The following is a 16,263-nucleotide window of genomic DNA, read 5'->3' on the forward strand; positions in this document are numbered from 1 at the left end:
CACCATGAAAACCAACCGGGATGCGCTGTTGCTGATTGCCTTTCGGCTGTTCTTGAAAAACGGCTATGACCAGACCCGCATGCAAGATCTGGTCGCTGCCAGCGGCTTGTCGAAAGGGGCATTTCACCATTACTTCCCGCGCAAAGCCGACCTGCTGCACGCCTGCATTGAGCATTTCTTTGGTCGATTCCTACCAGATATGGACCCAAGCGCCCACCAACATTTTGAAGACCTGGTGCTGGACGGTGCCAGGCAATATGCTCAGCTAATCGATGAATTGACGTCGCTGGACATTCCGCTGGCGGCGTATCAGCGCTTTGTCTGGTCACTGCTGCCAGAACACAGCGAGGCATTTATCGAACGACAGCGGACGATCGAAGACCGGCTCACCCAGCTGGCCGAACATGACCTGGCTCAACGGCGACTGATATCAACCAACACCGCTCGCACGCTGGCGATACAGGCCATGGCGTTAACGGAAGGGCTAGGCGTTTTGTGGGCGGCCAATTCCCCCAAAAAGAAGGCGACCCCGCGAGCGTTCTTCGAACAAAGCTGCAAAGCCTGGCTGAATGATTTGAGCTGATCGGGCAGTTAATCGGCCTGCGCGGCCAGGGTTTCAAAAAACAGACGTGTTGCGTCATCGGCCGGGAAGTAACTTTCTATCATCAGTTCCTGCACACCGGCATCCAGGGCGGTGCCAAAGCTGCTCAGCGTTGAGAACACACTCAGCGCCTGGCCGTTGATGAGCAGTTCCGAGGTCAGCATGGGGCCTTCCCAGGTGTTCGGCTCAGGGGTTTGCCAGTTGACGGGTGGGTCCATGGCGAGCAGCCGGTCCATCAGACTGGTCAGCTCTGGTTTCGGTTGGGTTTGCAGTTGCAGTGCCAGTCGGCGCAACAGCAAAGCGGCAATGGCCTCCCAGTTGGTCATGTAGGGCCTCAGGCCATGCGGGTCGAAGATAATCTCCAGCATGTTGATGCGCCCTTGAAGGCTGGGCGCCGGCAGCAGGGCACTCAGCAATCGGTGTAGCGACTGATTCGCCAGGTGCAGGTCCCAGGTGTTGTGAAGCACGGCGGCCGGGTAGGGATCTTGCTTGTCGAGCATCACCTTCAAGGCATGCCGAACCGGGGCCATCGCGGCCTCTTCAAGTGGCAGGTCGGTGTATACCGGGGCATAGCCACAGGCGTTCATCAGGCGGTTGCAGTCGCGGTGTGCCAGGCCCATGACGTCGGCAAGTCGCAGCAGCATATCGCGGCTGGGCTGGGTGCGCCCGGTTTCAATAAAGCTGATGTGACGGGCTGACACCTCGGCCTGCAAACCGAGTTCGAGCTGTGAAAAACGCCTGGCGCGGCGCAAAGTTGCAAGTAAGTGACCGGCCGATCCCATCGGTGTGCTCCGTTATGCCTTACGTCAGACACTATCCTCGACCATAAAAGCGCGCAAGACCATTACCTCCGGGGTAATTGAGCGGCGACATCGAAACCGGGACAGTGGCCGCTCAACCCGTTCGATGAGGAAGACCCCATGAAAGTACCCAGCTTATCTGCCACCTTACTGACCAATACCGTTACGTCTGCCATTGCCGGCCTGTTGTTAATGGCCATACCAAGCCCTATCGGCGCATTTATGGGTGGCGTCGCGCCCTGGTTGCTGCAATTGGTGGGCGCGGGGCTGGTGCTGTTTGCACTCGGCGTGTTTTTGGTGCGACGCACGCTGCCCGGTTCCGGATCAACCACCAGAGTCGCCTGGGTGTTCGCGCTGGACATGACCTGGATCATGGCAACGCCCGTCGTCATGCTGGTTTATGCGCAGCAACTCAGTCTCTGGGGGCACCTGCTGCTGGCCGATGTAGCCTTGCTGGTGATGGGGTTTGCCTGCCTGGAGCGCTATTGGTTGAAACGCATGAGGGCCGGCGCGGCTACCGCCTGAAAAGTCACGCACCCCGGCAGTGGTCGTTCAAACAATCATCGGCTGATGTCATTCAACAAATGTGAACCCTCAAAAGGGGTGCACTTGCTGATTCAGACCCAGCTCTTTCTGCTTCTTCTTGCTTAGGCCAAGCGAAACAATCCGGTGTGATTCAGTGAGGTAATATTTGAGTTCTTCATCTGCAGCGGCAGATGCATCGACCTGCTGAATCCACTTCATGCCCCGGGAAGCTAAGTAAGGCGCGGGTCGAAAACCGGGCTGTTCTCGCAACACGTCGTAATCCAGATCAGAGGTTTTAAAGGTATAGGCCGGGCTGTCATTGTCACCCCAGCCGCCAATGGCAAATACCTTTCCGCCTACTTTCCAGACCTGGGCGCCACCCCATTGAACAACGTGCGTGGTAGCCGGCAGCGCCTGGCAAAAATCATTGAACTCATCGTAGGTCACCTGCTTTCTCCGTTTACCGGGTTCACCCCAACCTCAAAACAGGCTAGCTGGCACGCCCAAATCACGCAGTGGACCAACCAGACGCTCCCATTTAGAAAGCCATTGCTCCGCGTTTGCTCTGCCATTTGCCAGTAACGGAACGCACACCTGAACCGCTAAACGGTGGCGCTCAACACCAGAATTTCGTCACCGTTTTCCAGCACCTCGCCACTGCGCCGCCACCCCAACTGCCGGTAAAAGCCATGCGCCCGTATAGCTGAATTGCTGTCTGCCGATAGCCAGATCAGGTTGGCACCCGTCTGCTGCAAATCTGCTACAACCTTGCCCAGCAATTGTTTGCCAATGCCCTGGCCTTCGAAGGCTGGCAATACGGCCAACACCAGCACTTCGCCCGTGGCGATATGACCGGTACAAAAGCCAACCACCAACGAATCACTCAAGCACACCCAGCCAAGAAGCTCACCCGATTCCAGACCCTCGACCATACTGGCCGGGGTAACGCCCATCTCAGCCAGCCTGGCTTTGGGTATCGGGTTTTCTCGTGTTTTGCCGCGCACATCGAACAGCGCTTCTACATCGTTATTTTGGGTTTTTCTAAACTGCAGCGCCGCCATGCTTATTGATTTCCATATACAGTGTGAAGACTGAGTAAGTTAACGAGTAACATCAGCCAATGACACCCAGCCAGCCGAGTACTGCTACTGCGATGCCCACACCCAAGCAAATGACAGCCAGAATCAGCTCGCTGTAGGGCTTGTCTTTTTTCAGCCCGGGAACCAGCACTGCATCAGTAGGGTCAACCGGATTGTAATACACCTGAACCTCGCTACCGGCCGGGTAATGCTCGGCAAACTCGACGGTCTCCGGGTAAACCAGCGTATAAAAAGTGGGTAACCTTCCAGTGTAGTCGCGCCCGTTAACCTGATAGCTGAATGCCACCTTCAAATGCTCGGCGTCTTTCATTTCCCCTTCAATTAAGCGCTTCTTCCAAAGCTGAACCTCGACCAGCCGCCCGGCAACACTCGGCCAACTCTGGCTTGCTATCGCATGCTTGTAATTGGCAATTGAATGAAACAGCAAATAGAGGCCAAAGAGTGCAAACGCCAGACCAGCTACTAGGGGTAGGTTCATTGCTCAGGCTCGTCATGGGTGGAGCGCTCACATTAACGCAAGTCGTCGTAGAGGGAAACTGCCAGCCTTGCCGTTGAGTCGACGAGTACAACCCCCCAACAGGCGTGGCTCCATATCGGCTTGTTATCCTGTGGCTCCGAGGTAACATGCATTAACACCTACAACAAGGATCTGCTCATGAAACGCGAGACCATTGCCCTGCACCATGGCTACGAGGCTGACGACCAGCACGCCGTGGCTGTACCCATTCACCAGACCACCTCGTTCTCCTTCGACAACGCCCAGCACGGGGCGGATTTGTTTGACCTGAAAGTCACCGGTAACATCTATTCACGCATCATGAACCCAACCTGTGCGGTACTCGAGCAACGGGTGGCCGCGCTCGAAGGTGGCATCGGCGCGCTGGCGGTCGCTTCCGGCATGGCAGCAATTACCTACTCGATTCAGACGATCGCCGAAGCAGGCGACAACATCGTCTCGATCAGCGAACTCTATGGCGGTACCTACAACCTGCTCGCCCACACTCTGCCGCGTCAGGGCATTGAAACCCGCTTCGCCGATAAAGACGACTTTGACGGCATCGCCAAACTGATCGATGAACGCACCAAGGCGGTTTATTGCGAATCGGTCGGCAACCCTTCGGGCAGCGTTGTTGACATCAAACGCCTGGCTGACATCGCCCACGCAGCGGGTGTTCCGCTGATCGTCGATAACACCGTTGCCACGCCGTTTCTGTGGCGGCCGATCGAGCAGGGCGCCGACATCGTCGTGCACTCGGCGACCAAATACATGGGCGGCCACGGCACTACCGTAGGCGGCGTGATTGTCGATTCCGGCAAGTTTCCCTGGGCCGACCAGCCCAAGCGTTTCGCACTGTTGAACGAGCCCGATGTGTCTTACCACGGCGTCAGCTACACCCGCGATGTGGGTGAAGCCGCTTTCATTACCCGGGCCCGAGTTGTGCCGCTGCGCAACATGGGTGCCGCTCTGTCGGCTCAGGCCGCCTGGAACATTCTTCAGGGCCTGGAGACGCTGGCGCTGCGGATTGAACGTGTGTGCGAAAACACTCAGAAAATTGCCGAATACCTGAAACAGCACCCCCGGGTCAGCTGGGTGAACTATGCAGGGCTGCCCGACCACAAAGACCATGCCCTGGCTCAGGAATACATGAACGGCACCGCCTCGGGCATTCTCAGCTTCGGCATAGAAGGCGGCCGCGAAGCCGGTGCTCGCTTCTACGATGCATTGCAACTGATACTGCGCCTGGTAAATATTGGTGATGCAAAAAGCTGCGCGGCCATTCCTGCCTCAACCACTCACCGTCAGTTAAATGATGATGAGTTGAAAGCGGCGGGTGTCAGTGCTGATATGGTTCGGTTGTCGATCGGCATCGAACACGTTGACGATTTGATTGCCGACATCGACCAGGCACTCGCCAAATCGGCTGGGTAACCCAATAAAACACGGACGGGTTCATTGCGAACCCGCTTCGTGTTCCAGCAGGTCGCCGGGCTGACAATCCAACGCCCGGCAAATGGCCTCCAGCGTAGAAAACCGAACCCCTTTCGCCTTGCCGGTTTTCAGCAGCGACAAATTAGTAACCGACACACCGACACGGGCCGACAGTTCGTTCAATGACATCTTCCGGCGCGCCATCATCACATCGAGCCGAACCACAATCGCCATCAGATGATTTCCTCGTTTTCTTCCCGCAACGAAACGCCCACCCGAAACGCCTCGGCTACGACCAGCAGCAACAAACCGGTCACAGCGAACCCCCAATCGACTGAAAACTGCAGCTGGAAAGTGTTCTCAGCAGGAGATTGAAAAGGAAAGATCAATTCCAGTCCGTGCTGGGGCATCTGGTGAATAAGCAAGTTGTGCCAGATGGTGTCACGCACACACTGCCAAAGAGGGAATGCCAGCAAAATGAATCCGACAGAGCGCAAACGCCTGGCACTGCCAGAGCTAAATGGCATGCCATTACCAACGTCGCCGATGAAACGCCGCAACAACCACAGGCCGGCGACTAATAAAGCCCCTGAAATAACCAGATCCACTGCACGTACCAGCCATTGCCAGCCAAAACCTGAATGTTCGACGCTCAGCACTCCCTGACCCAGCGTCAGCGTTGAACCGATACCCTGGGCCGACGCCAGCCAGGCTGAGCCGGGTTGGGGCGCGAGCACCGGCCACTGGCTCAGTAATGGTTCCCCAAGCAAGGGTGCGCCAATCAATATCGCGGCGGCGATCGTGAGAAAGCCCAACGCCAACCCAAGCGCCAGATTCATCAAAACGTGCAGAATACGAGCCGACATCCCTTAAGCCTCCGGTTGTTTCCTGTTTAACGTGGTTGCAGCTTACTCGTTGAAATATCGCATAACAAGAAATATTTTATGTTAAACATAAGTTATATTAAGAAACGGTGGTAGCGTACCAAATTTCAGGCTGAAAACGCCTCGCGGGCTATCCCGCTAATTTCCTTACTCACTTGAATATAGGTGTCATGACACATATATTGCCATGCAAATGAAGGAGTGGGCTATGAATACCGAACAACTGGCTTTGTTGTTTTTGCGAAAAGCGGCACGCTTAAATGGCCATATCAATAAAGCGCTAGCAGAATCACTCGACCTCACCGCACCGCAGCTACGCATTATGGAAGTAGTGGCTAAAAGTGCTCCGGCCGGGTGCACTGTAAACACCATTAAATCGAGCATGTTCGACCCGATGTCGAACGTATCCAGAATGCTGATCAAGCTCGAAAAAAAGGCGTTAATCGTCAGGTCGCCTTCATCGACGGATCAACGAAGCGTTCTCATTCAGCTGACCAGAGAAGGCAAAAAGAACCTGATTCAGGGCAAGCAGATTATGGATACCTTCCTCAGCCGGCTTGACTTTATGACACCCGAGGAAGCCGATGTTTTTACCGACATTCTCAATCGCATCCCCAACTGAATTAATTCATATGTCAGCCATCTTGATACACCGCTGAACGATAAGGAGTTTGTTTTGAACATTGCTATTCTGGGCGCCGGTGTTGGTGGGCTCGCCACCGCCATAGCATTGACCCAACAAGGCTTTGACGTCCGGATTTATGAGCGGCAAGCGAGCCTGTCAACGATTGGTGCGGGGATTGTGTGCTGGCCCAACGCCACCTTCGTCCTTAAAGAACTGGGGGTGTTGGATGAGACCGCTGCTGTCTCAGGCGCCATCACCCGAATGGTACGAACGTCTTCAGATGGGCAAGCTCTGGGCGCATTGAATGTCGGTCAGATCAACACCTTAATGGGTTATCCGAGTTTGTCCATGCTACGCAAAGACCTGATGCGCATTCTCGAACGCCGCCTGGCTACACTCGGTGTTCGGGTTCACTACGGTCACAGAGTGGTTGATATAAGCGGCGGCGATTCGGGCGCTACCACCATACAATTCGACAAACTGCCGGCCATTGAACCCGATGTCGTCATCGGGGCCGACGGTCGAATGAACTCGGTTGCCCGACGCTTTGTTCACGGTGACAATACACCGGTCTACCAGGGTTTTATCAATTGGATAGGGGTGTTTGAATCGCCCGTTTCCATGTTCCCTGATACCGACGTGTTCGATTACTGGGGGGTCGGCACCCGTTTCGGAATAGTACCGGTGACCGACAAAGTCGCATACTGGGCTGGCGGTGTCGCTGAACCACAGGTCGGAAAGAATGACCCGGCAGCCTACAAGCAAGACTTGGCAGCGTTGTTTTCAGGCTGGAACGACAAAATAGCTATGCTCATTGAGCAGACACCAGTGGAGCACATCAACAAAGTATACGTACACGACCACAACCCGATCGACCGGTGGCACCGGGACAATGTGTTACTCATCGGCGATGCGGCTCACGCAGCACTGCCCACCTCTGGTCAGGGTGCTTGCCAGGCGCTTGAAGATGCCTGGCATCTGGCCAGGTTACTCAAACAAGGCGGTAACCTTGCCTCTGTATTTTCCAGCTTCACCGCGCTGAGAACAGCAAAAACCCATGCAATAGGCAATGCAGGCAGACAGCTCGCTACCGCCTTGTTCAACACCGATCCCGACTACTGCCAACAACGCAACCAGAACAGCATCGACAACGACTTTGATGCAAGCGCCCATGGAATGGCTCAGCTCTGGGGCAGCCACCTGGTCTACACTGCTTGGGCAAGAGAAGCGCTTCACTCAGACCTACCCACATAGCAAGCAAGGAGGAATTATGGACCTGCCAAAGGACCAGCGTGAATACTGAGAAACCTACCAGAAAGCAATTGGACAGGACGTATCGGCGCTTTTCTACGAGGCGTTCCACTTCGACGACAACGAAGAAGACGCCAATGCGCTGGCACAGCTGGTTCTGGCCGGCACCAAACGCGCCACCGCTGGCTTGCTGTGGTCAAATGAGGCTGAGCAAAAGCCTCTGCCCAGGCCCGGGGTGCTCAGTATCGTGACGAACTGGAACAACGAGCCGCTGTGTATTATCGAAACAACGGAGGTTGCCGTCGTATCCTGTGAGTCCGTTAGCGAGGAATTTGCAGCGACGGAAGGTGAAGGAGACAAAACCCTGGAATACTGGCGAAAGGCGCATTGGTCGTATTTTGGAAGAGAGTGCGAGCGAATAGGCCAGGAACCGAGCTTACAAATGCCAGTGGTGTGCGAGCAGTTCCGCGTTGTGTATCCGAAAATCACTTGACCAGGGCACAGTTACGTAGCATCGACAGCCGGCTAATCATCGATAAATTGCCAGGTCTCTGCACCATCGAACAGTCGAACCGGCACATCGGAATAGACCTCGGGTGAAAATAGTCTGAAGTTGATTGAAAGCCGTTCTTCAGGTGTTTTTTCAACCCCCTCATAATGGGTGACACATCCGCATTTTGCGCAGTGAAAAAACTCGATAACCTTATCACCCCAGATGTAAGCTACCACGGATTCTGGTCGGTAATTAACGCTGACGGTCGCCCTGGTATAATGGCCCCACAGTGTTCCGTACCGTCTGCAGATGGAACAATTGCATTGAATAAGCCGGCTGGGCAGTTCCGGGGCGTTGATTTCAACGTTTCCGCAATGACAGGTTGTTTTATACAAAGGCTGATCCTCCGATGAATACTACAGACTTACGGTTTAAGTGTGTCTGTCTCACATTGGTATCTGATTGCTTTTTAACGCTCGCCGTGTCCAGTTTGGCGACAGACTCAGCCTGGTGAGTTCTCGCGCGGAGCCGCCCAGCTGGTGTTACCAAGTTCCATAATACGGTCAACGTCAGCATCAGGCACAGCCGAGACATCACCCAACTCCAGGGTGTCGTAATGGAAGGCGTAGAGACGGGATGCAAACTCGGCAATGGGCAGAGAGGCTTCACCGCGATGCTCTCCATTTCCCCGTATTGAGCAGATAATGCCCTGGCCCCAGTCCTGCCCGCTGTCGTTGTTGGGGTTAAAGAAATAGACCCGCATCTCGTTTTCCGGGCTGAGCCCAACGCGCAGAATGTTAATGGCATGGCGACCGACGAAGCGGCCTGCGCTGTCCGTAACTGCGATGCCGGCTGGCTGAGCGTGAATCACCGTCATATTGCCGTTGTAATAAGGGTGATAACTGGCATAGAAACACCGGATGAACCCCTCATAGTCGCGTATTTCCCCGGTGTGGATATCCGCCACCACCCGAAAGCCGTGACTGACCCACCAGCCGTAGAATTCGGGGTTTATCCAGCGGTGGGCATCGTCATCCCGGTCTTCACAACGACGCCACATATCGCCATAGATGCGATCGAGATGTGGGATAAGGATCAGTGACACCGGGTCCACATCAACCGGAACCCCCGTTACCAGCCCGGGCTCCAGATTCCGGGAAGAGATGCTATGACCCTCAAAACGACACAACACTTCGTTGTCCCGGGCGGCCCAGGCGAGCACCTGAAGCAGGTAATCGGCCTCGCTGGACGCCCACACCGACAAACCAATGGCCGACTGACAGGTTGGGTTATTGCCCTGGCCGACACCCAGCGGCTGCCCAAGCAGGTTTATAACCCCGGCCAACAAAAATACCCGTGGCGCCCGCGCCTCGCCGAAGGCCTCCCTAAGGGTCGCCTCAGTCTCCGTCGACAACTTGAGCTTGATCTGGCGCCACAGAGCTTGCGCGACGGAAGGTGTAAACAACGAACCACGCTCTAGCATCATGGTCAGGCCGAACACTGACTGGCAGGTTTCCGGGTAAATCGCTTCGTCGATCAGAGCGCTGACCAGGCTGGTGTAACAATAGAAGTCGTCCTGACCGGTCATGGTCAACCCCAGCATTTCTGGGATCAGATCATCCCGTTCCTGGTTGCGCAAGAAGCGCAGCATAACCGCGTGGTACGCGGAGGCCAGGCCGGTTTCGTGCATGGTGCGGGCAAAGCCCCGGGCTTCGGTAACCAGCGCTGCCTCGTCCATTTCCGTGAGCCGCTGCTCATAGACTGGCAGACCCGGGTCTTCGGAACTGGCCGGTGTTGGCGCAAACAGCGCGTTGACCAGGCGGGTCGCGTCAGCGTTACCGGTGGTATTAATGGCCGGGTCATAGAGGCATTTGGCAATCTGGCTGATCATTTCGCAGATGCTGCCAACCTGCACCGGCCCCTGCTCCAGCAACCGCCAGACTTCCGCCACCAGGCTATCCAGCAGGCTTTCATAGCCAAGATGGGAAATCAGGTACTGGTAGAGGTCCTGAACAATGAACCCGAGCTGTTTTGGGCGTTCCCGGTCGGCCTCCGTGAACTGACCAGACAGCAGATCCAGATTCAACGCCATCACCTGGGTCAGGAAATTTCGCGCCTGTTCCGCGGAAATACCGGGATGAAAGTAATCTCCCCGGCTAACAGCGAGCATGCGCAGCTCGCTAATGGCCTCCACCACCGTGGTAACAGCCCCCGCCTCTCGAAGCGAATGCTTGGCCAGCGCCGGCTGCAAAATGCCCGGCTGAGCCCAGTCGCTGGTGCCGAAAATGCCAGCAGATTCCAGCGAGCGTACCCGCCGGTACAACGCATCAAAGCCACCCGGCAGCGTCATCAGTACCCGGGTACGCTCCAGCAGCGAAATGCTAGAGGCGTTGGGATTGGCGCTGCGTGCGCGGCCGAAGTCCGCCAGTGCTGCATCAAACTGTTTCAATGCCTTTTCAGTTATAAGGTTGGCGTTTTGGTCGCCCATGGTTTTGGATCCTGAATGCAAAGGGTACTCGGTGGGGTGCAAGCAAGGCACTCAACTCATGCTGCCTCAGTCATTCCGATTCTACAAATTCTGCGAGCTTCTCCAAGGTCGAGTTCAACCCTGCATCGTGGTCCTCGGGCCGGATACCTTCCGGTACGTTTCTGGCCTGAATTGTCACCAGCGTTCGCCCATTCCCGGACTGGAACATCCAACTCATTTGCATTGTGCCAGAGAACAAAGGGTCTTCGCTCTCGAAAACAACTGCTTGCTCTATCACCCGACCCTCTTCGAGTTTCGTTAGTTGCACTTCGACCTCGTCTGAATCCTCCGATGTTTTGCCTCCTCCCTGATACGGCTCAGTATAGGTAAGCCTCATTCGATACGAGCCCCCTTCGCGAAAATCGAAATGCAACATTTTACCTGTCATATTACCTGGGGGAAGCCAGCGCTCCATTGAACCCGGCTCAGAGAACGCTCGGTATATGGTCTCTGGAGAGGCGGAGATTAATCGTGATGCTGAATCTATTCTTGGGGTCATATTTTGTCGATTCCTGTTGATTAACTGACATCAAGTTGTCGCCAGACAACCCCCGTGTGGTAGTGTGAGAAAAATGAGGAGGAAACACCACAATGGCTACCGAACTGCCCTTTTCCCAAGCCTGCGAAAACAACCAGGCCCCCATTCTGGACGTACTTCTTGAGGTGTTTGATCAGCCTGCCAGAGTGCTTGAAATCGGTACGGGTACCGGCCAACATGCCGTGCATTTCGCGCGAGCACTGCCTCACCTTCAGTGGCAACCCTCCGACCATCCTGACGCTGCTCACCTGAGCCGACTGCGGCTGGAACAGGCGGGCCTGCCTAACCTATTGCCCATACTATATCTGGATGTCAGTGCCAGCCCCTGGCCAATCACCGAGTTCGACGGCGTCTTCTCGGCAAATACCGCCCATATCATGGCATGGCCAGAGGTCGAAAAGATGTTCCAGGGAATCGGCAATCGACTGACCCTCAACGGCGCTTTTTGTCTCTACGGTCCGTTCAATTATCAGGGGTCCTTTACCAGTGACAGTAACCGACAGTTCGACCAACACCTGCGAACCCGGGCACCGCAGATGGGCATTCGCGACCTGGACGATCTGAACATTCTGGCCAGGGCTGAAGGCCTGTTGCTGAAAGACGACGTAGCCATGCCCGCAAACAATCGATTATTGGTGTTCAGGTCGACCGGTACTCACCCTTAACGGGCTTTCCTGGGGGCTTAATGGTTGTATAGGGGTGAACGGCTCTGCAAAACACAACTAGCACCCATCAGTTCTTCTTACCTGTACGGAGCTTATGCGTCACTTCACGTCGAACCAGTGCTGATACAGAGTCTGAATGCTCTGCCAGAAACGCCTGAACCGATTCCCGATCCCAGGGCACCAGAGAGCGAAGCGCCCAGCTAATCGCTTTCTGAACCATTATCTCTTTATCGTCCAACAGCGGCTGACATACCAACAACGTTCTAGCTGTATCCCCCACGCCCCCGTGGGATCTAATATTAAGCGGCACCGTTGCAACCACAGCAGCACGCCGCCACCACAGATCCTGCGACTTACCCCACCGCATGATAGTCGCGTCTGAAACCCGGCCTTCCCGCCAAGCCCTTCCTACCAGCGTGCAACAAAAACTGTCAACGCACGCCCAATTATCAATTCCCTGACCAAGCGCTTCTATTCGCGTCGGTGTTAGCGATTCCCTCGCACCCTTATGGCCAGCTATTAGCTCATACCCGGCTTGCCTGCACTCGGTGACCCTCTTATCCAAGAGACAAAGCGCGACGTGATAGACATCCTCTGCCGATTGCGTTGCCAAACGGTTTTTATAGTCTCGCACTACGCCACGTAAATCGGGCGTGTAAACGCCAAAATCATGCTGGGAACTGGGCCGGTGCTCCTGACGGGTTCCACGGCCAAGCGCTTGCAGACTCTGTGTAATGTCGTCCGCTACTGATTCGGTATCCATGCAAAGGCCTTAAAGTAAGTGTGGGTAATCAGACGAATCACGACAGTGAACCAGTAATCGGCGGTATCACCCACAAAAAAACGCAACCAGTTTCGGGCCTAAGACTGGAAATGCGAGGCATTCTGCAAGCCATTCGCCAGAACCATACATCCCTCTATCTGAAGCAGTTCTGAGCTGTTAAGGCCGAAAACAGATAAGCCTCGATGTTCACTGGTTCATATACCACTCTATAGCCAGTGCTTCATGCTTCTTGATAAAGCTATCCTTTAAGCTCATATACTGGTTAATGTCGTTCCCACAAGCAGCCGCCGCTAGTCGCTTGGTTTCCGAGTACTCTGTTGCAACATCCGGATAGGCAATCAAATAGTCTCTGTAGGCTCTGTGGCGTAGCAAATGTGTGTCTCCCGCTTCAAAGGCGTGAACATGATGGCTGCGTTGGTGCCCGCCTTTCTGGAAGTATCGCCGCCCTGCAATCCCATTCTCACCCATCACCAGATACCCTATTGATTCCATAGCGTGGGCTTTAGATTCCAGCTCACTAAAGTCAGACACTTCAATCAGGATATCAATAACAGGCTTAGCCGCCAGACCGGGAACCGCAGTACTGCCAATATGCTCAATCTCCATTGCCACATTGCCAAGAACTTGTTTCAGTAACGACTGTTCCAATTTGAATGTTGCCACCCAGGCAGGGTCATATCTCACAACTTCAATCTTTCTTTGGTTCACGATGCACCCATTTCCAACCTTTACTGGGCTTATTGAGCCCAACCGTATCAGTCATACTCTTCATGTTGAGGGAGGTCATCTGTAATATCGAACCAGGGCGCTTTGTTGGCGACATACACATGACGCTCAGCTTTGACTCTGGGGTCAGTATCAAGTGTTCCCAGTGGAAAGCCATAGATGCCGGGGTTAGCATCGAACTTGGTGTAGAGACTTGAGCCGCAGTTTGAACAAAAGCCTTTATGTTCACCCGGGGAGGATTCATAGAACCTGATCAGTTCCCGGCCTTTGAGCGTTTGCCAGTCTGAGGCTTGCACCTTGGCCCGAGTTCTAAATGCCGAAGCATGCAGCTTACGGCACATTGAACAGTGACAGTTTAAAACATCGGTCAGTGGACCGTTTATTTCGTACTGAATGCCACCACATAGGCAGCTGCCAGTTAGCTTCATTGGTGGTAGTACCTTATTGCATGAGAGCGCACACTGTACCAAATGTGCAACGTAATTCTACGGCTAGTTGGCTAGCGAGTTGAGCAATCTGAACGAGAACCTCGGTGCAACCCAGGATAGAATAGGAAGCATCTTAACCTTACCCACTCGAACTTCGGCTTTACCTTTGACAATACCCTTTATCATTTCATTCACGGCCTATTAAGGCTGTATGAATTTACTTATAGCGACCTTGCAACCCGAAAGCCTAAGTCATCGATTTTATAGGTAGGGTGGCTGCGCCGACGATTCGATGCCAGACACCCTCTACTGGCGTCACACCAGCCTCCGCCACGGAAAACCCGGTAAGTGCCGTAAACTTCCGGGTCATAAACATCCCAACACCACTCCCATACATTGCCAAGCATGTCGAATAGGCCGAACTCATTGGCAGCTTTTAAACCCACAACTTGCGTTGTGGCATTTGAGTTTTCCTCATACCAGGCAATGTCGTCAATTGGACCATACTGGGCTGCGCTATTACCGGCACGGCAGGCGTATTCCCATTCTGCATCGGTGGGTAGCCGATAGCCCTTAGCACCTTCAATGAACTCAATAGTTTGAGAACTCAGGTCAACACGATAGCAGCTATCCAGGCCCGAAGATTGTGACAGTGCGTTACAAAACTGAACGGCGTCATACCAGGATACCGTCTCTACTGGCCGACGATCCCCCACGAAAACAGAGGGAAACATCTGCATTACGGAACCATATAATTGCTGGGTGACAAGGTACTTGCTCAGTAAAAACGGCTCAACTTGAACGGTCCATGATGCCTTCTTCCTATCATCCCGTAGCGTAATGGTGCCTTTAGGTATCGGAACCATCCATCCTTCAATTTCCCTCACAGATCTTCCCTCAGAAATGTCGCATGACCATTAATCAGCCGTTATTCAGGTCCTGCTTCAGGAACCCCTCCACTTCTTGTTCACAGACCCCTTCAACTACCTCGACCCCAGCTCGACGCAATTTCTCCAAACCCTGGCCATTGTTCCGTGGATGGGGGTCTGTCAACGCCACGACCACGCAGCTTACGCCTCGGCTGATCAATGCTTCGGCACAGGAAGGTGTTCTTCCCTGGAAGGAACAAGGCTCCAACGTCACATAAGCGGTTATTCCCGCTAGTGAGCCCGCGTACCTGGCCAGGGCGTCTGCTTCCGCATGATGCCTGCCCGGAGCCTTGGTATACCCACTGGCAACCACTGTTCCGCCTTTCACCAGAAGACACCCAACAGGTGGGTTTGGTAAACAGTCTGGCAGAGCCTTTCTGGATTCTGACAGAGCTAGCTTCATGAACGCTTCATGTGATTTCAATGTGGGGCCTAAAGAATGAGTACTGTTAACGATCTTGACACGCGCAGAGCGGTTTTCGCTCTATTCACGACTTCTGCACAATAAGATACAGATGCAACTCCGGATACTGATCATATTCCAGATGTCTGCATATACAGCCTGACTCTGAGATTACGTCCAGCAGCTTTGGTATACCTAAAGCCGAATAGTAAACCTTCGGCCCCATATAATCATCGGTATGCTCATTGGCCTCATCGAGCCCGCCAGTTGAAAAAATGAAGACGCCGTCCGGGTTCAAAGAGGACAACAACTTCTTGAGTACACTTTCGTGATCCTCTAGCGGAACGTGCCAAAGGCTATCCCAGGCAGTAATGAAATCGTAACGCTTTGTTGGCTGCCAGAAACACACATCGGCATGGTAGAACGTCACATCCGGGTACTTTTTCCTGGCTCTAGTAATCATTTCATCTGAAACATCGATGCCTTCAGGTGAAAAATCTTGTTCTAATAGTAGGTCAATAATTCGCCCGTTCCAGCCACAACCAACATCCAGCGCAGCTCCGCGTCTATCCGTGAAGGCGATGGCGCGGTTGTGCTGAGATATTCCATTGTCGTTAGGAAACTTGTCGCTATCCCACAAATCAGCGATTTGATCGTAGGCCTTTCCAATCTGATGAGGTTTCATGGGTTAAAGTCCTAAATAATACAATAGATATGCAGTAACCAAAGAGCCTGCATGCTATGCCCTTGCTATGAGGCTGGTTCATACTAAACCAAGCTCGGAAATTCCCCATAACCATTCAAGCCGTCGCCGCCCCCTCTGCTAGCTTCATAGTTAACCTGACCTAAAAACTTTACTATCTAGAAGGTTTCTTTATCGTTCTTCTCACCTAACTTACACTGGAAAGGTCGCTTTCAATAATTGACTCTATCTTTATATCCGTTTTTCCGGTAGTGATTTTATTGACCTGTTCATGTGTATATAAAACAGAAAACAGCAAACACTCAAAAGACCAAAGAAAGCGAACCCAATCATTGAGTTCTCTGAACCAAA

The 16,263-nt window shown here is 53.8% G+C and carries 22 protein-coding genes; 7 read left to right on the forward strand and 15 right to left on the reverse strand.

Annotated features, from left to right (window positions below; genetic code table 11):
* Positions 1–4 precede the first annotated feature (4 nt).
* The gene (locus ACHUE7_RS14890; RefSeq protein WP_394170687.1) at positions 5–583 is read left to right on the forward strand and encodes a TetR/AcrR family transcriptional regulator; all 579 of its coding nucleotides are present in this window, start codon (positions 5–7) and stop codon (positions 581–583) included.
* A gap of 8 nt (positions 584–591) precedes the next feature.
* Here the strand turns inward: ACHUE7_RS14890 and ACHUE7_RS14895 are convergent, their stop codons facing one another.
* Positions 592–1,383 carry a helix-turn-helix domain-containing protein gene (locus ACHUE7_RS14895; protein WP_394170688.1) on the reverse strand — a complete coding sequence of 264 codons (792 nt, stop codon included), beginning with the start codon at positions 1,381–1,383 and terminating at the stop codon, positions 592–594.
* A 138-nt stretch (positions 1,384–1,521) separates the two neighbouring features.
* On the opposite strand from ACHUE7_RS14895, the gene ACHUE7_RS14900 reads away from it, so the two are divergent.
* Positions 1,522–1,926: a hypothetical protein gene (locus tag ACHUE7_RS14900; protein WP_394170689.1), complete on the forward strand. Its 405-nt coding sequence runs from the start codon at positions 1,522–1,524 to the stop codon at positions 1,924–1,926.
* A gap of 69 nt (positions 1,927–1,995) precedes the next feature.
* Here ACHUE7_RS14900 and ACHUE7_RS14905 read toward each other — a convergent pair whose 3' ends face one another.
* The 3 genes from ACHUE7_RS14905 to ACHUE7_RS14915 all read right to left on the reverse strand — a co-directional run bounded on the left by ACHUE7_RS14905 (position 1,996) and on the right by ACHUE7_RS14915 (position 3,504).
* Positions 1,996–2,373, reverse strand: a complete 378-nt coding sequence (locus ACHUE7_RS14905) for an MmcQ/YjbR family DNA-binding protein (protein WP_394170690.1) — start codon at positions 2,371–2,373, stop codon at positions 1,996–1,998.
* A 155-nt stretch (positions 2,374–2,528) separates the two neighbouring features.
* Positions 2,529–2,987 (reverse strand): GNAT family N-acetyltransferase, encoded by a 459-nt coding sequence (locus ACHUE7_RS14910; RefSeq protein ID WP_394170691.1) that lies wholly within the window; start codon positions 2,985–2,987, stop codon positions 2,529–2,531.
* Between the two features lie 52 nt (positions 2,988–3,039).
* Entirely contained in the window at positions 3,040–3,504 is a 465-nt protein-coding gene (locus tag ACHUE7_RS14915; RefSeq protein WP_394170692.1) for a DUF3592 domain-containing protein, read from the reverse strand.
* Positions 3,505–3,681: 177 nt separating this feature from the next.
* On the opposite strand from ACHUE7_RS14915, the gene ACHUE7_RS14920 reads away from it, so the two are divergent.
* Positions 3,682–4,956 carry an O-acetylhomoserine aminocarboxypropyltransferase/cysteine synthase family protein gene (locus ACHUE7_RS14920; RefSeq protein WP_394170693.1) on the forward strand — a complete coding sequence of 425 codons (1,275 nt, stop codon included), beginning with the start codon at positions 3,682–3,684 and terminating at the stop codon, positions 4,954–4,956.
* A 21-nt stretch (positions 4,957–4,977) separates the two neighbouring features.
* Here ACHUE7_RS14920 and ACHUE7_RS14925 read toward each other — a convergent pair whose 3' ends face one another.
* The gene (locus ACHUE7_RS14925; protein ID WP_348474273.1) at positions 4,978–5,190 is read right to left on the reverse strand and encodes a helix-turn-helix domain-containing protein; all 213 of its coding nucleotides are present in this window, start codon (positions 5,188–5,190) and stop codon (positions 4,978–4,980) included.
* Positions 5,190–5,822, reverse strand: coding sequence for a DUF2975 domain-containing protein (locus ACHUE7_RS14930; RefSeq protein ID WP_394170694.1), 633 nt, complete (start codon positions 5,820–5,822; stop codon positions 5,190–5,192). The genes ACHUE7_RS14925 and ACHUE7_RS14930 overlap by 1 nt, the downstream gene beginning before the upstream one ends.
* A 226-nt stretch (positions 5,823–6,048) precedes the next feature.
* Between ACHUE7_RS14930 and ACHUE7_RS14935 the strand changes: the two genes are divergently transcribed.
* The 3 genes from ACHUE7_RS14935 (at position 6,049) to ACHUE7_RS14945 (ending at position 8,209) form a co-directional block, all read left to right on the forward strand.
* On the forward strand, positions 6,049–6,462 hold the full coding sequence (locus tag ACHUE7_RS14935) for a MarR family winged helix-turn-helix transcriptional regulator (RefSeq protein ID WP_394170695.1): 414 nt from the start codon (positions 6,049–6,051) through the stop codon (positions 6,460–6,462).
* A gap of 54 nt (positions 6,463–6,516) precedes the next feature.
* On the forward strand, positions 6,517–7,719 hold the full coding sequence (locus tag ACHUE7_RS14940) for an FAD-dependent monooxygenase (RefSeq protein WP_394170696.1): 1,203 nt from the start codon (positions 6,517–6,519) through the stop codon (positions 7,717–7,719).
* Between the two features lie 148 nt (positions 7,720–7,867).
* Entirely contained in the window at positions 7,868–8,209 is a 342-nt protein-coding gene (locus ACHUE7_RS14945; RefSeq protein WP_394171071.1) for an ASCH domain-containing protein, read from the forward strand.
* A 32-nt stretch (positions 8,210–8,241) separates the two neighbouring features.
* Here the strand turns inward: ACHUE7_RS14945 and ACHUE7_RS20655 are convergent, their stop codons facing one another.
* The 3 genes from ACHUE7_RS20655 to ACHUE7_RS14955 form a co-directional block, all read right to left on the reverse strand.
* Positions 8,242–8,604, reverse strand: coding sequence for a GFA family protein (locus ACHUE7_RS20655; RefSeq protein WP_463558985.1), 363 nt, complete (start codon positions 8,602–8,604; stop codon positions 8,242–8,244).
* Between the two features lie 107 nt (positions 8,605–8,711).
* Positions 8,712–10,697 carry a hypothetical protein gene (locus ACHUE7_RS14950; protein ID WP_394170697.1) on the reverse strand — a complete coding sequence of 662 codons (1,986 nt, stop codon included), beginning with the start codon at positions 10,695–10,697 and terminating at the stop codon, positions 8,712–8,714.
* Positions 10,698–10,767: 70 nt separating this feature from the next.
* Entirely contained in the window at positions 10,768–11,235 is a 468-nt protein-coding gene (locus ACHUE7_RS14955; protein WP_394170698.1) for an SRPBCC domain-containing protein, read from the reverse strand.
* A 92-nt stretch (positions 11,236–11,327) separates the two neighbouring features.
* Here ACHUE7_RS14955 and ACHUE7_RS14960 point away from each other — a divergent pair, with 92 nt between their 5' ends.
* Positions 11,328–11,939: a DUF938 domain-containing protein gene (locus tag ACHUE7_RS14960; protein ID WP_394170699.1), complete on the forward strand. Its 612-nt coding sequence runs from the start codon at positions 11,328–11,330 to the stop codon at positions 11,937–11,939.
* Between the two features lie 67 nt (positions 11,940–12,006).
* Here ACHUE7_RS14960 and ACHUE7_RS14965 read toward each other — a convergent pair whose 3' ends face one another.
* The 6 genes from ACHUE7_RS14965 to ACHUE7_RS14990 form a co-directional block, all read right to left on the reverse strand.
* Positions 12,007–12,702: a DNA alkylation repair protein gene (locus ACHUE7_RS14965; protein WP_394170700.1), complete on the reverse strand. Its 696-nt coding sequence runs from the start codon at positions 12,700–12,702 to the stop codon at positions 12,007–12,009.
* 207 nt (positions 12,703–12,909) lie between these two features.
* Positions 12,910–13,431, reverse strand: a complete 522-nt coding sequence (locus ACHUE7_RS14970; protein WP_394170701.1) for a GrpB family protein — start codon at positions 13,429–13,431, stop codon at positions 12,910–12,912.
* A gap of 47 nt (positions 13,432–13,478) precedes the next feature.
* A complete protein-coding gene (locus ACHUE7_RS14975; RefSeq protein ID WP_394170702.1) occupies positions 13,479–13,877 on the reverse strand; it encodes a GFA family protein in 399 nt (132 codons plus the stop codon).
* Positions 13,878–14,098: 221 nt separating this feature from the next.
* Positions 14,099–14,764, reverse strand: a complete 666-nt coding sequence (locus tag ACHUE7_RS14980) for a formylglycine-generating enzyme family protein (protein WP_394170703.1) — start codon at positions 14,762–14,764, stop codon at positions 14,099–14,101.
* Between the two features lie 34 nt (positions 14,765–14,798).
* The gene (locus tag ACHUE7_RS14985; protein ID WP_394170704.1) at positions 14,799–15,230 is read right to left on the reverse strand and encodes a bifunctional diaminohydroxyphosphoribosylaminopyrimidine deaminase/5-amino-6-(5-phosphoribosylamino)uracil reductase RibD; all 432 of its coding nucleotides are present in this window, start codon (positions 15,228–15,230) and stop codon (positions 14,799–14,801) included.
* Between the two features lie 64 nt (positions 15,231–15,294).
* A complete protein-coding gene (locus ACHUE7_RS14990; protein WP_394170705.1) occupies positions 15,295–15,894 on the reverse strand; it encodes a class I SAM-dependent methyltransferase in 600 nt (199 codons plus the stop codon).
* Positions 15,895–16,263 lie beyond the last annotated feature (369 nt).

This window comes from Saccharospirillum alexandrii (genome assembly GCF_043641555.1).
Classification (GTDB): Bacteria; Pseudomonadota; Gammaproteobacteria; order Pseudomonadales; family Natronospirillaceae; genus Saccharospirillum; species Saccharospirillum alexandrii_A.